This is a genomic window from Gordonia amicalis NBRC 100051 = JCM 11271 (assembly GCF_000332995.1).
GTDB lineage: Bacteria > Actinomycetota > Actinomycetes > Mycobacteriales > Mycobacteriaceae > Gordonia > Gordonia amicalis.
On sequence record NZ_BANS01000030.1, the window covers coordinates 24,119 to 37,199 of the forward strand.

Below are 13,081 nucleotides of genomic sequence, written 5' to 3' on the forward strand. Positions count from 1 at the left end.
TCCCCAGGATGTGTTCATTCGTCTTCGGCGTCGTACTCGAGGTCGACGGCCAGGCGGTAACCGCGTTTCACGACGGTCTGGACCATCTTCGAATCCCCCAGTGCCGCACGGAGTCGCGCGACCGCGACCTCGACGGCGTGGGTGTCGGAGCTGTCGCCGGGCAGCACAGCGAGCATCTCCTGCCGAGACACCACCCGCCCGGGATTGCGCGCGAGCAGTTTCAGGAGCAGCAGGCCCGTCGCCGACAGGTCTTTCAGTTCGCCGTCGACGACGACGGCCTGCCCGCGGATCGCGGTGTCGTGTCCGGCGACACGCAGCACGTGGGTGCGGCGCGGGAGTTCGTCGGTGATCAGGCGCGCGAGCGCACCGAGCCGGAACCGGCGCGGATACGTCGTCGGGATCTGCAGCGCCTCCAGTGGACTGGCCGTCACCGATCCAACACACATCACCGGCACCGCGGTACGCAACGCGTGGACGAACTGCTGCAGCTTCCCGAGTTCCTTGGCGCGGGTCAGGATCGACGCCGCGGCCGGCGCACTGGTGAAGGTGATCGCGTCGAGGTCGCCGCGCAGCACCGAGGCGATCATCTTGTCGATGCGCGCCACATCCGGATGCATGTTCCAGCGGTAGACCGGGATCGGTACGACCTCGGCCCCTGCGGCGCGCAGGACGGTGCAGAAGTCCGGCAGCGGTTCCCACTCGCTCGTCGCGCCGTGGAGCTGCACGGCGATCCGCACACCTTCGACGCCCTCGGCGAGCAGGTGATCGAGCACCTCCGAGGAGGATTCGCTCTCCGGCGACCACTCCTCCCGGAGTCCCGCGGCGCGGATCGCTCCCTTTGCCTTGGGGCCGCGCGCGATCAACCGGCTCTGCGACAGCGAATGCAGCACGTCCTCGGCCCTGCCCCAGCCGTCGGCCGCCTCGATCCAGCCCCGGAACCCGATACCGGTCGTTGCGACCATGATCTGCGGCGGCGAGACGATGATCTCCTCGGTCACCCGCTCGAGTTCGGTGTCGTCGACCAGTGGCAGGATGCGGATGGTCGGCGCCTGCACGACCCGCGCACCTCGTCGTTCCAGCAGCGCGGCGAACTCCTCGGCCCGGCGGGCGGCGGTGATACCGATGGTGAATCCGGTCAGTGGCAAGGGGTCGGCGGGCAACGGGTCGGCGGGCAACGGGTCGTTGTCGGTCGAGTCACCGGGATGATTGATGGCGTTCACGCGGGAAAGAACACCTCGACGGTCCGCTCGACGACGCGTACTCCGTAGCTCGGCACGGAGACGGACTCGTCGTCCAGGCAGACACCGGTCCGCAGCGCGAACACCTGCTTACCGAGCGGCGAGGCCACCGTCGGCTCGCCGGCGCGGTCACCGGTGAGTCCGCGCGAGAGCACCGCGGCGCGGCCGAACGGGTCGATGTTGCCGATCGCGTACAGGCGGGAGCGGCCGGGTGCCGCCTCCCGGTCGGTCTCGGCGGCGAGCAGCCGGAACAACGCGGCCTGCTCTCCGCGAGGACCGAGCACCGCGACCCCGCGTCCGACGATCAGGTCGTCGATCGAACAGGCCCTCACCCAGGTTCCCTCGACCGCGCCGGACCCGTCGACAGCGAAGGAACTCCGTCCGGTCTCGTCTGGTGCGATGGTCATGTCGGCACTCCTTCCTTCACCGGCGCCGCGTCCACGACCGATCCGGTGTTCACATCCGCCCCCGGACGTACCTGCGGCATGTCGAGCAGCACCGGCACCTTACGTTCGTACTCCGCGAACCGGATGGTCGGGTCGACCACGTCGGGTGCGTTCACGAACGACACGAACCGCCTCAGCTTGTCCTCGTCGCCGAGCACCGCTGCCCATTCGTCCTGGTATCCGGCGACGTGCCGGGCCATCGCGTTCTCCAGTTCGGCGGCGAGTCCCAGGCTGTCGTCGCAGACCACCGCCTTGAGATGGTCCAGACCGCCCTCCAGAGACTCCAGCCACGGGGCTGTGCGCTGCAGTCGGTCGGCGGTACGGATGTAGAACATGAGGTACCGATCAATGTAAGCGACCAGGGTGTCGTCATCCACTCCGCCGGCCAGCAGCTGCGCATGCTTGGGGCTCTGGCCCCCGTTGCCGCCGACGTAGAGGTTCCAGCCGTGCTCGGTGGCGATCACGCCGACGTCCTTGCCGCGGGCCTCCGCGCACTCGCGGGCACATCCCGAGACCCCGAACTTGATCTTGTGCGGCGACCGCAGGCCCCGGTATCGCTTCTCCAGGAAGACCGCCATGCCGACCGAGTCCTGGACGCCGTACCGGCACCAGGTGGAGCCGACGCAGCTCTTCACCGTGCGCAGGCTCTTGCCGTAGGCGTGGCCGGACTCCATCCCGGCCTCGACGAGGCGTCGCCAGATCTCGGGCAGCTGGTCGACGCGGGCGCCGAACAGATCGATGCGCTGACCGCCGGTGATCTTGGTGTACAGGCCGTAGTCGCGGGCGATCTCGCCGATCACGATGAGCTGCTCGGGCGTGACCTCACCTCCCGGCATGCGCGGCACCACCGAGTACGACCCGTTCTTCTGCATGTTCGCGAGGAAGTGGTCGTTGGTGTCCTGCAGTGCGGCCTGTTCGCCGTCGAGGATGTGCTCGCTCGACGTGGAGGCGAGGATCGAGGCGACGGTCGGCTTGCAGATCTCGCAGCCCTGCCCGGTGCCGTAGCGGTCGATGAGCTCGGAGAAGGTCCGGATGCCGGTGACCGCGACGATCTCGAACAACTCGGCGCGAGACTGGGAGAAGTGGTCGCACAGCGACTTGCTGAGCTCGACGCCCGACGCGGAGAGCAACTGCTTGATGCTCGGCAGGCAACCGCCGCAGGTGGTGCCGGCCGAGGTGCAGCCCTTGATCGCCGCGATGTCGCAGGCCCCCTCGGCGATCGCCGAGCAGATCGCCCCCTTCGACACCCCGTTGCAGGAGCAGATCTCGGCGTCGTCGGGCAGCGCGTCCATACCGACGCCGGTGCCGCCCTCCGGCGCGATCAGAGCCGCCGGGTCGCCGGGGATCTCCCGGCCCACCATCGGCTTGAGCAGGGCGTAGGCCGAGGCGTCGCCGACCAGGATGCCGCCGAGCAGGGTCTTCGCGTCGTCGCTGACGACGATCTTGGCGTAGCGGCCCGCCACCGCGTCGTGGTAGGTGATCTCGAGGGCGTTCTCGGTGGTCGCGAACGCATCGCCGAAGCTCGCGACGTCGACGCCGAGAAGCTTCAGCTTCGTCGACATGTCGGCGCCGGGGAAGGTCGACGAGCCGCCGAGCAGGCGGTCCGCGACGACTTCGGCGGTCGAGTAGCCGGGAGCGACGAGCCCGTAGCAGCGCCCCTCGACCGCGGCGACCTCGCCGATGGCGAAGATGTTCTCGTCGTCGGTGACGCAATCGGTGTCGACGAGCACACCGCCGCGCTCGGCGACCGCGAGGCCGGCGTCGCGGGCGAGCTGATCGCGGGGCCGGACGCCGGCCGAGAAGACGACCAGCGAGGCGACGATCAGCGACTCGTCCGACAGCGTGACGCGCAGCCCGCCGTTCTCGGCGTCGGCGATCTCGGAGGTGCCGACCCCGGTGTGGACCTCGAGACCGAGGTCGGTGACGAGGTTCTCCAGGATCGCCCCGCCGCCGGCGTCGACCTGCATCGGCATGAGCCGCGGCGCGAACTCGACCACATGCGGTTTGAGACCCATCAGCCTGAGCGCGTTGGCCGCCTCGAGTCCGAGCAGGCCACCGCCGACGACGACGCCCGTGGCCCCCGGGCCGGCCGCGTCGGCGGCCGCCCGGATGTCGTCGAGATCGTCGAGCGTGCGGTAGACGAAGCACCTGGGGTTGTCGTGACCCGGGACCGGCGGTACGAAGGCGTAGGAACCCGTCGCGAGCACGAGTGCGTCGTAGGCGATCTCGCGTCCCGACGACGTGACGACGCGGCGTTGCGGCCGGTCGATCGCGGTGACGGCCTCACCCAGATGGGTGACGACGAGATCGTCACCGTCGTAGGTGTTGCCGTCCAGTGCCAGCGAATCCCGCTGCCATGCGCCGACGTAGGAGGACAGACCCACGCGGTCGTAGGCCGGTTCGGTCTCCTCACAGACGATCTCGACGCGCCACCGGTTGTCGGTGTCACGCTGCCGCATCTCCTGCACGAAACGGTGTCCGACCATGCCGTGACCCACCACGACGACGGTGCTGCAACCCGTGTTGGTCTCGCTGCTCATTGTCTACTCCCTGTGCCTTGCCTGGTGGTCGAGTTGCGCCGCGCGCGATCTCAGGCCAGCGCTTCCTTGGCGGCCGGCTCGCCGGTGGTGGCCGTGCCGGCGCTCACGGCGTCCGCGACCGGCAGATCGGTGGTCTCACCGACGACGATCGGGCGCCGTGCGTAGAACCACCAGGTGACCACCGCGGCCATCACGTAGAAGGTGAGGAACACCCAGAAGGCCTGTGTGGCCGACTGATTGGACTTGTAGCTGGACCGCAGTACCAGGTTGATGCCGACACCGCCGAGGCCGCCGGCCGCACCGGCGATCCCGATGAGCGCGCCGGACATGCTGCGCGACCAGGTGGTCTTGCCGAAGGCGTTCAGACCCGACAGCGACTGCGCCTTGTGCTCCCAGATCGTCGGGATGATCTTGTACACCGAACCGTTGGCGATCCCGGAGAGCAGGAACAACAAGATGAATCCGGTGATGAAGGCCGCGAGGACACCTCCGCTGATCACCTTGCCGTTCGCATCGGCCGACATACCGGCGATCACGAGGATCGACGCCGATGCGGCCATCGCGATGAAGCAATACAGCGTCACCTTGCCGCCCCCGATGCGGTCGGCGAGCTTACCGCCGTAGGGACGTGCGACCGACCCCAGAAGCGGTCCGATCCAGGCGATCTGGGCCGCCGCGAGGGCGGGCTTGGAAGCGCCGGCCGAGGTGAAGCTGATGTTGAGGACCTGGCTGAACGCGAAACCGAAACCGATGAACGAGCCGAAGGTGCCGACGTAGAGCAGGCAGATGAGCCAGGTGTCGCGGTACTTGAGGCAGTCGATCATCGCCTTGCCGCTGGCCGTCTGATGGTCGAGGTTGTCCATGTAGATCGCGGCGCCCACACCTGCGATGGCAAGTGCCACGAGGTAGATCGCGCAGACGATCTCGGGCTGGTCGGCGAAGAGCCAGATGACCAGCAGACCGATGACCTGGACGACCGGGACACCGATGTTGCCGCCGCCGGCGTTGAGTCCGAGCGCCCAGCCCTTGAGACGCTGCGGGTAGAAGGCGTTGATGTTGGTCATCGAGGAGGCGAAGTTGCCGCCGCCGAACCCGGTGATGGCCGCGACCGCCAGGAACCAGCCGAACCCGAACTCGCCCGGGTTCATCATCAGCATCATCGTCAGGCCCGTCGGGATGAGGAGCACGACGGCCGAGAAGATCGCCCAGTTGCGTCCACCGAACTTCGCGGTCGCCTGGGTGTAGGGAATGCGCAGGCACGACCCGACGAGGGTCGCGGTCGCGGCGATGACGAACTTCTGATCCATGCTGATGCCGTACTCGGGGCCCATGAACAGGGCCAGCACCGAGAACAGCGACCAGATGGAGAAGCCAACGTGTTCGCAGATCACCGACCAGATCAGATTGCGCTTGGCGATCGCGGCGTTGCCGTTGTCCCAGGCGACCCGATCTTCGGGATCCCAGTCGGTGATGGTGTGGTCACGAGTGAGCTGTGCTCTGAGGTCTGCGAAGGCCATGCGTCCCCGTCTTCCGATGCTTGGTGGTCACTGCACGAGCAGTGCGGGCGGTCATCTGTGACACGACAGCGGGCTGTCGTATCGGGCGCCGACACCGATGTCGTGCGACTGACACCAAGCATGTGGGGAGCGTGTTGCGGGGATTTTCCGCGAGGTGACCGGACCGTCACGTTGTTCTCACTTCGCCGCAGATGGGGTGTGAGAACCCTGACAGATCCGACGCAGGGCTGTGAGCTGCGGTTATACGAGCAAACGTACCAGCTCGACGACCCGCTGCAACCCGGGCAGTGCGCCGGAGGTGGAGCGCGGGTGCAGCGCGTGGACCGCCAGCCGGAACATGGTCGCCCGCAGCATCATCTGCGGCCACTCCGGCTGATCCGACCACCGCTGGACGAGTTCGGTGTCCGCGCCACCCCAGGCGAGGGCGTCGACCACCGCGACCGCGGCCGCCCAGGGGGCCGGTCGCCAGTACGGGACGATGTCGGTGATGCCGGGTGCGGCGGCACCGGCGAAGAGTACGGTGCCGAACAGGTCGCCGTGCACGACCTGAGACGGCAGGTCGACCGGCTTGCGAAGCTTCGCAAGGGTTCTCAGCATCTCGACGCTCTGCACGCCGTCGGGTGCCGTCGGCTCGGCCATCCCCGCGGCCCGCGCCGACCGCAGCGGGACGTCCTCCCACGCGGCACGGTCGGCCGCGGTGAAGACGTCGACGTCGGTGTGCGGCGGCGCGGGGGGCTGCAGGAGGAAGCGCGGACGTTCCAGTGCGGCGGTGGCCTCGTGCAACCGGTCGGCGACGAGGACGACCTCGTCGTGCCGCGGCTCGGGGGTCCCGGCGATGTAGGTGTCGGCACGCCATCCCGAGACGACGTAGCGCCCGTCGGTCGCGCGGAACGGCCGTGCGATCCGCATACCCTCGACGTACAGCGTCTCGCGGACGGAGGCCGACCAGGCGGCGCGCGCGTGATCGGGCACCAGCGACAGCACGACCTCACCGACGCGCCAGCCACCGACCCAGGAGTCGCCCATCGCGACGGGCGGATGCGCGGTGAGCCCGAACGTGTTCAGCACATGTTCGGGCGGCTCGACGGTATTCACCAGGCCAGATTACCGAGCGCCGTGGACCGATTCGGTGAGGCACGCGGTGCCGCGCCCGAGATGCGGCGACCGCTGCCCCCCGCGGACGCGGTCAGTAGACCGGCAGCGTCTTGTCGACCTGGTTGGCCCAGGCGGTCACCCCGCCCTGGAGATGCGTGGCGTCGGCGAAGCCCGCCCGCTTGAGTGCGGCGAGCGCCTCGGCCGAGCGGATGCCGGTCTTGCAGTACAGGACCGTCGGACGATCCTGCGGCACCTTCGCCAGACCCTCGCCCGACAGGATCTCGCCCTTCGGGATGAGGGTCGCTCCGTCGATCCGGACGATGTCCCACTCGACCGGCTCACGTACGTCGATGATCGCGAGCTTCTCCCCCGCGTCGATCTTCTGCTTGAGTTCGACGGCGGTCAGCGTCGATCCGGCCGCGGCGTCGGATGCCTCACTGGACACCACGCCGCAGAAGTCGTCGTAGTCGATGAGGCCGGCGATGCGCTCACCCTCGGGGTCCTTGCGGATCTTGATGGTGCGGTAGGTCATGTCGAGGGCGTCGTACACCATGAGCCGGCCGAGCAGCGGCTCGCCGATACCGCAGATGAGTTTGATGGCCTCGGTGCCCATGATCGAACCGATGGAGGCGCACAGGATGCCGAGCACACCGCCCTCGGCGCACGACGGCACCATTCCGGGCGGCGGGGCCTGCGGATACAGGTCGCGGTAGTTGATGCCGCGGCCGTCGGGAGCGTCCTCCCAGAACACCGACGCCTGACCCTCGAAGCGGTAGATCGACCCCCAGACGTACGGCTTGTGCGCGAGTACCGCGGCGTCGTTGACCAGGTAGCGGGTCGCGAAGTTGTCGGTGCCGTCGAGGATGAGGTCGTACTGCGAGAACAGCTCGACAGCGCCTTCGGGTTCGAGACGCTCGTCGTGGAGGTTCACCGTGACGTACGGATTGATCTCGAGGATCGAGTCCCGCGCGCTCTCTGCCTTCGGACGCCCGATGTCGGACTGGCCGTGGATGACCTGGCGCTGCAGATTGGACTCGTCGACGATGTCGAATTCGACGATGCCGATGGTGCCGACACCCGCCGCGGCCAGATACAGCAGCGTGGGCGAGCCGAGTCCGCCGGCGCCGATCACGAGCACCTTCGCGTTCTTCAGGCGCTTCTGACCGTCCATCCCGACGTCCGGGATGATCAGGTGGCGGCTGTAGCGGGCCACCTCTTCATTGCTCAGTTCGGCTGCCGGCTCCACGAGGGGTGGCAACGACCCGGTGAGCGACCCTTGCGACGACACGAACGCCTCCAGTATTCGGCGAGTACACGGACTCTTGGCACAACCACCGTGGTGGCCGGCTCATTCCCGTGGGTCAGCGACTGGGAAACGGCCAGGGGTTGGGACGACAGACGAACGCGCGATTGGCCTTCATGTCCGGATCGAGGGCCATGACCTCGGAGTTGGCGGTACCGAAGGACTGCTGCATCATCACCGGCGCGAGCGCGCCGTCCTCGCGGCACGGCTCATGTGCGGCGTAGCCGAGTCCGTGCCCGACCTCATGATTGACGAGATACTGCCGGTAGGCGACGTCGTCGCCCTCATAGGACAATGCTCCGCGAACCCAGCGCGCCTCGTTCAGGGTCACGCGGCCCTGCGGCGGGTAGAAGCAGGAGGTCTCCAGCTTGATCTGGTACCCGCACAGCTCGCGGGTCGTTCCGGTGGAGACCAGGGTGATGCGCAGGTCCGGCTCGCCGCGGTCGATGCGCCGGAAGCTCACGCGTCCGTCGCCGATCCAGCTGCGCGGATTGGTCAGCGTCGTGTCGACCATCTTCGCGAAGGTCGGGTCGCCGCCGTAGTCCTGAGGGTTGAGACCGTTCTCCACCTCGACGGTGTAGGTGTACTCCTGGCCGCCGGTGCCGACCTTCTCGCCCGCACCCCGCAGCACCCGGAAGGTCTGCCGGCCCTGCGTGGTGAACGGGCCACCCTGGGGGAGGGTACCGGCGGGCAGTGCCGCCGCCTGGATGTCGCCGGTCGGGGCACCGATCGGACGCGTCTCGGTGCTGATGTACGGGTTGCGTGCAGCGGAGTCGGGGTTGACCGCGGCGGTCGGTGCCAGATCGGCGTTCCCGCTGTCCTTGATGGTCACGACTATCAGCGCGATCGTGAGGATCGTCAGAACCGGGATGGCATAGGCGCGCCAGCCGTACGTCGAGACGAATCGGCCGAGAGCCGACTGCTTCTTGTACTCGGGCTGTGCATCGCGATCCACGCGGGGACGGCCGCTGTCATCGGTCGGGTCCCAGCGCGCACGCAGCGGCTGGTCCGGCTTGGGACGTCCCGACGATCTCGGGCCGACATCCTTGGTGCGCACCGGTCCCTGATCCAGGCCGGGGCCACCATCCTCTGCGCGGCTCACGGACTAACTTTCTCACAGCGGACCGCAGATACTGCGTAGGAAGGTCTCCCGAGTACGATCTTGCCCATGTCGACCGCAACCAACGCGTCCGCAGTGCCCGGACGCAGTACGCGCCTGCCGCGCAGCGCACGGCGGATGCAGTTGCTCGACGCGGCCAGTGAGATCTTCGTCGAGCGCGGCTACCACGCCGCCGGGATGGACGAGATCGCGGTGCACGCGGGAGTGAGCAAACCCGTCCTGTATCAGCACTTCCCGTCCAAGCTGGACCTCTACATCGCGGTCGTCGACTCCCATGCCGAGAAGCTGGTGAGCGATGTGAACACCGCCCTGCGCACCACCACCGACAACCGGAAGCGTGTGCGTGCGGCGGTGGAGGCGTTCTTCGACTTCATCGACCAGGACAACTCCGGCTACCGGCTGATCTTCTCCTCCGACGCCTCCGATCCGGCCGTCATCCGACGCGTCGAAGGTGCCACCGAGGCGTGTGTGGATGCGGTGTACGGCCTGGTCATGCACGATTCCGGACTCGATCCGTACCGCTCGCGCATGCTCGCCTCCGGACTCGTCGGAGCCAGTCAGGTCAACGCGCGCTACTGGCTCGAGGCCAAGCGGCCCGTCGACAAGCAGACCGCCGTCGACACCACCGTCGCGCTCCTCTGGGGCGGTCTGTCCCACTTCCCGCGTCAGGCGCCCCAGAACACCGAGACCCAGAACGACGCCGAGACCCCGGCGGAGGACTCCGACCCCGGTCCCGCCTGAGAACCACGGACGTACGAACAAGGGTCCTGCGCGCACCTCGCGATCATTCGCGGAGGGCGCACAGGACCCTTGTTCGTTGGCTTGTGTCCGGTCAGGAACCGAATCCGACGCGACGGTTCTCCGACGCACCGACCTCGACGTAGGCGATCTTGGTGACCGGGATCAGGTAACGGGCGCCCTTCTCGTCCACCAGGGCCAGCAGCTGCTGCTTGCCGCCGAGTGCCGCCTCGACCTCGGCGTAGGCCTTGTCGCTGGTCAGCGACGTCGCGATGGTCAGCTCACGCGGGCTGTCGGTGATGCCGATCTTCACTTCCACGGCCATGTGCCGCCCTCCTCCGGTGTCAACAACGCTTGCCGCACAAGGCTAGTCCAGCAGCTGTCAGACGGGACAGCCGCTCCGCTGACAGCGAAAAGCAGCGGGGTGCGCGAGCCCGGTCAGTCGAGTGCGAGATCGGCCATGCGCGTGGCGTGTTTGGCCGCGACCGCGTCTAAGAACCGAGCGACCCCCGACAGCGACGAGGCCCCGGAGAACAGCAGATCGGTGACCTCCTCCTCGGCGGCGAGCACCCATTGCGCATGGGTGATGGCCTCGCCGAGCAGGCGGCGACCCCAGAGGACCAGCGCCGATTTGATCGACGGATCCGCCTCGACCGCGGCCCGGACCTGATCGCGGGCGAAGGCCGAGTTCGCGGTCTCGGCCATCACCTCGGCCATCACCGAGCGGGAGTCGGGCGGGAGCATGTCGGACAGTTCGACGTAGAAGTCGGCGGCGAGCCCGTCGCCGACATAGGCCTTGACCAGAGCCTCGTACCAGGTCTTCGGGGTGGTGGCCCGGTGGTACTGGTCGAAGATCGACCGATAGCGTTCCACGGCCTCGGCGGCGGTGAGACCGGTCATCGTCTCGACGCGCTCGGCGAGCCGGTCGAAGTGACCGACCTCGGAGGCGGCCAGCCGCGCGATCGCGATCTTGCCCGGCACATCGGGAGCCATCGCCGACTCTTCGATGAGCCGGTGGAAGGCGGCGAATTCGCCGGCGAGCAGCACCGCGAACAGCTTCCCGACCACGCGGTCCTGATTCTCGATCGCAGCAACCGGCGTGGACGACGGGATGGGCTCAAGGGGGTCGGATGCATGCGCCATGAGGTGATGGTAGCGGCCGCTCCGGAAGCACCAAGTACACTCGACTGCGGTGCACTCCGACGGGACCCCCCGTCGCTTGCCCGCTGAGCTGCGTGATCATCGCGTGCTCTCCGGCGCGAGCGTGTGGATGCGGCCGATGGGATGTGACGACAACCGCTCGCGAGATTCTCGCGGGAGCCAAGAGTTCGTGTCACGACGCCCCGGTCGGATCCCCGGTGCCACTACGACATTTGCGCGCGCACTTTCGAGCTTTCCTCGTGCGCGCAGGAATCACACGCGCGCAAGAGACTGCCCAGAAAGGCAACCACCGCATATGAGCGATTCGGCCGTGCAGACGACCATCGTCGACGACACCCACACCGCCCCCACCTTCGCCGAACTCGGCGTGGATGAGCGTATCGTCTCGGCTCTCGCCGACGACGGCAAGACCCACACCTTCGCGATCCAGGAACTGACGCTCCCGCTCGCCCTCGAGGGTCACGATCTGATCGGTCAGGCCCGCACCGGCATGGGCAAGACCTTCGGTTTCGGCATCCCGCTGCTGCACCGCCTGGCCCACGCCGAGGCCTCCGGCGTGCGGCCCCTCGACAACACCCCGCGCGCGCTGATCATCGTGCCGACACGTGAGCTGTGCGTTCAGGTGACCGGCGACCTCCAGGTGGCGGCGCCGTCGCTCGAGGTCACTCTCGCCGACGGCACCCGTCGGCCGCTGAAGGTCACCTCGATCTACGGCGGTCGCCCCTACGAGGCGCAGATCGCCGAGCTGCAGTCCGGCGTCGACGTCGTGGTCGGTACCCCGGGTCGCCTCCTCGACCTCGCCCAGCAGGGCCACCTCGTGCTCGGCAAGGTCTCGATCCTCGTCCTCGACGAGGCCGACGAGATGCTCGACCTCGGCTTCCTCCCGGACATCGAGCGGATCATGTCCGCGCTGCCGACCCCGCGCCAGACCATGCTGTTCTCGGCGACCATGCCCGGACCGATCGTCACCCTGGCCCGGACCTTCCTGCACCGGCCTACCCACATCCGCGCCGAGAACGCCAACGACTCGGCGGTCCACGACCGCACGAAGCAGTACGCCTACCGCGCGCACGCACTCGACAAGGCCGAGCTCGTCGCCCGCATCCTGCAGGCCGACGGCCGCGGCGCGACGATGGTCTTCACCCGCACCAAGCGCACGGCCCAGAAGGTCGCCGACGACCTCGCCGAGCGCGGGTTCAAGGTGGGTGCCGTGCACGGCGACCTCGGTCAGATCGCCCGCGAGAAGGCCCTCAAGCGGTTCCGCGACGGCGCCATCGACGTCCTGGTCGCCACCGATGTCGCCGCCCGCGGCATCGACATCGACGACGTCACCCACGTCATCAACTACCAGTGCCCCGAGGACGACAAGACCTACGTGCACCGGATCGGCCGTACCGGGCGCGCCGGCCGCACCGGCATCGCGGTGACCCTGGTGGACTGGGACGAGCTGCACCGCTGGGAACTCATCGACAAGGCCCTCGGTCTCGGCATCCCCGACCCCGCGGAGACCTACTCGACCTCCGAGCACCTGCGCGAGGACCTGTCCATCCCGGAGACGGCCACCGGCCGCATCGTGGCCGCCAAGCCCGAGCGCGACCCGAACGAGACCCGCGAGACGCGCGAGGACCGGGAACCGCGTAAGCGTTCGACCCGCACCCGTCGTCGTACCCGCGGCGGCCAGACCTCCGAGGGCGACACCGCGGAAACCGCCAGCACGAGCACCGAGACCGCCGAGGAAGCCAAGGGCAACGATTCCGAGGCCTCCGACGAGGGCACCGGCGAGGGCGCCTCGAAGCCGCGCCGTCGTCGCCGCCGTCGCGGTGGAGCCAAGGGCAAGCCGGCCGGTGAGGGTGCAGGCGACGCGACCCCGGTGTCCGCCCAGTCCGCACCGGCAGCTGCCGAGTAACCACCACGAGTCCACGC

General features: G+C 68.3%; 11 protein-coding genes. 2 read left to right on the top strand and 9 right to left on the bottom strand.

The window, feature by feature from the left end:
• Nucleotides 1-14 precede the first annotated feature (14 nt).
• The 7 genes from GOAMI_RS15020 to GOAMI_RS15050 form a co-directional block, all read right to left on the bottom strand.
• Complete coding sequence (locus GOAMI_RS15020) at nucleotides 15-1,220, bottom strand: uroporphyrinogen-III synthase (RefSeq protein WP_006437392.1); 1,206 nt, start codon at nucleotides 1,218-1,220, stop codon at nucleotides 15-17.
• Nucleotides 1,217-1,645, bottom strand: coding sequence for a nitrite reductase (NAD(P)H) small subunit (locus GOAMI_RS15025; protein WP_006437393.1), 429 nt, complete (start codon nucleotides 1,643-1,645; stop codon nucleotides 1,217-1,219). Before GOAMI_RS15025 ends, GOAMI_RS15020 begins: the two co-directional genes overlap by 4 nt.
• Nucleotides 1,642-4,224, bottom strand: a complete 2,583-nt coding sequence (gene nirB, locus GOAMI_RS15030) for a nitrite reductase large subunit NirB (RefSeq protein ID WP_006437394.1) — start codon at nucleotides 4,222-4,224, stop codon at nucleotides 1,642-1,644. The genes GOAMI_RS15025 and nirB overlap by 4 nt, the downstream gene beginning before the upstream one ends.
• A 50-nt stretch (nucleotides 4,225-4,274) precedes the next feature.
• On the bottom strand, nucleotides 4,275-5,741 hold the full coding sequence (locus tag GOAMI_RS15035) for a nitrate/nitrite transporter (protein WP_006437395.1): 1,467 nt from the start codon (nucleotides 5,739-5,741) through the stop codon (nucleotides 4,275-4,277).
• A 240-nt stretch (nucleotides 5,742-5,981) separates the two neighbouring features.
• On the bottom strand, nucleotides 5,982-6,836 hold the full coding sequence (locus tag GOAMI_RS15040; protein ID WP_006437396.1) for a TIGR02569 family protein: 855 nt from the start codon (nucleotides 6,834-6,836) through the stop codon (nucleotides 5,982-5,984).
• A gap of 91 nt (nucleotides 6,837-6,927) precedes the next feature.
• A complete protein-coding gene (moeZ, locus tag GOAMI_RS15045; RefSeq protein ID WP_006437397.1) occupies nucleotides 6,928-8,124 on the bottom strand; it encodes an adenylyltransferase/sulfurtransferase MoeZ in 1,197 nt (398 codons plus the stop codon).
• 73 nt (nucleotides 8,125-8,197) lie between these two features.
• Entirely contained in the window at nucleotides 8,198-9,241 is a 1,044-nt protein-coding gene (locus tag GOAMI_RS15050) for a DUF3152 domain-containing protein (RefSeq protein WP_006437398.1), read from the bottom strand.
• 66 nt (nucleotides 9,242-9,307) lie between these two features.
• Here GOAMI_RS15050 and fasR point away from each other — a divergent pair, with 66 nt between their 5' ends.
• Entirely contained in the window at nucleotides 9,308-10,000 is a 693-nt protein-coding gene (gene fasR, locus GOAMI_RS15055) for an HTH-type transcriptional activator FasR (RefSeq protein ID WP_024498905.1), read from the top strand.
• Nucleotides 10,001-10,091: 91 nt separating this feature from the next.
• Here the strand turns inward: fasR and GOAMI_RS15060 are convergent, their stop codons facing one another.
• A complete protein-coding gene (locus tag GOAMI_RS15060; RefSeq protein WP_005197051.1) occupies nucleotides 10,092-10,322 on the bottom strand; it encodes a DUF3107 domain-containing protein in 231 nt (76 codons plus the stop codon).
• A 113-nt stretch (nucleotides 10,323-10,435) separates the two neighbouring features.
• Nucleotides 10,436-11,140: a ferritin-like fold-containing protein gene (locus GOAMI_RS15065; RefSeq protein WP_040004882.1), complete on the bottom strand. Its 705-nt coding sequence runs from the start codon at nucleotides 11,138-11,140 to the stop codon at nucleotides 10,436-10,438.
• Between the two features lie 313 nt (nucleotides 11,141-11,453).
• Here GOAMI_RS15065 and GOAMI_RS15070 point away from each other — a divergent pair, with 313 nt between their 5' ends.
• Complete coding sequence (locus GOAMI_RS15070) at nucleotides 11,454-13,064, top strand: DEAD/DEAH box helicase (protein WP_006437401.1); 1,611 nt, start codon at nucleotides 11,454-11,456, stop codon at nucleotides 13,062-13,064.
• Nucleotides 13,065-13,081 lie beyond the last annotated feature (17 nt).

What these genes read in the sequence shown, in the direction of transcription:
- GOAMI_RS15025 (WP_006437393.1), bottom strand. Translation starts at nt 1,645, where the DNA reads ATGACCATCGCACCAGACGAGACCGGACGGAGTTCCTTCGCTGTCGAC.
- GOAMI_RS15065 (WP_040004882.1), bottom strand. Translation starts at nt 11,140, where the DNA reads ATGGCGCATGCATCCGACCCCCTTGAGCCCATCCCGTCGTCCACGCCG.
- GOAMI_RS15070 (WP_006437401.1), top strand. Translation starts at nt 11,454, where the DNA reads ATGAGCGATTCGGCCGTGCAGACGACCATCGTCGACGACACCCACACC.
- fasR (WP_024498905.1), top strand. Translation starts at nt 9,308, where the DNA reads ATGTCGACCGCAACCAACGCGTCCGCAGTGCCCGGACGCAGTACGCGC.
- nirB (WP_006437394.1), bottom strand. Translation starts at nt 4,224, where the DNA reads ATGAGCAGCGAGACCAACACGGGTTGCAGCACCGTCGTCGTGGTGGGT.
- GOAMI_RS15035 (WP_006437395.1), bottom strand. Translation starts at nt 5,741, where the DNA reads ATGGCCTTCGCAGACCTCAGAGCACAGCTCACTCGTGACCACACCATC.
- GOAMI_RS15060 (WP_005197051.1), bottom strand. Translation starts at nt 10,322, where the DNA reads ATGGCCGTGGAAGTGAAGATCGGCATCACCGACAGCCCGCGTGAGCTG.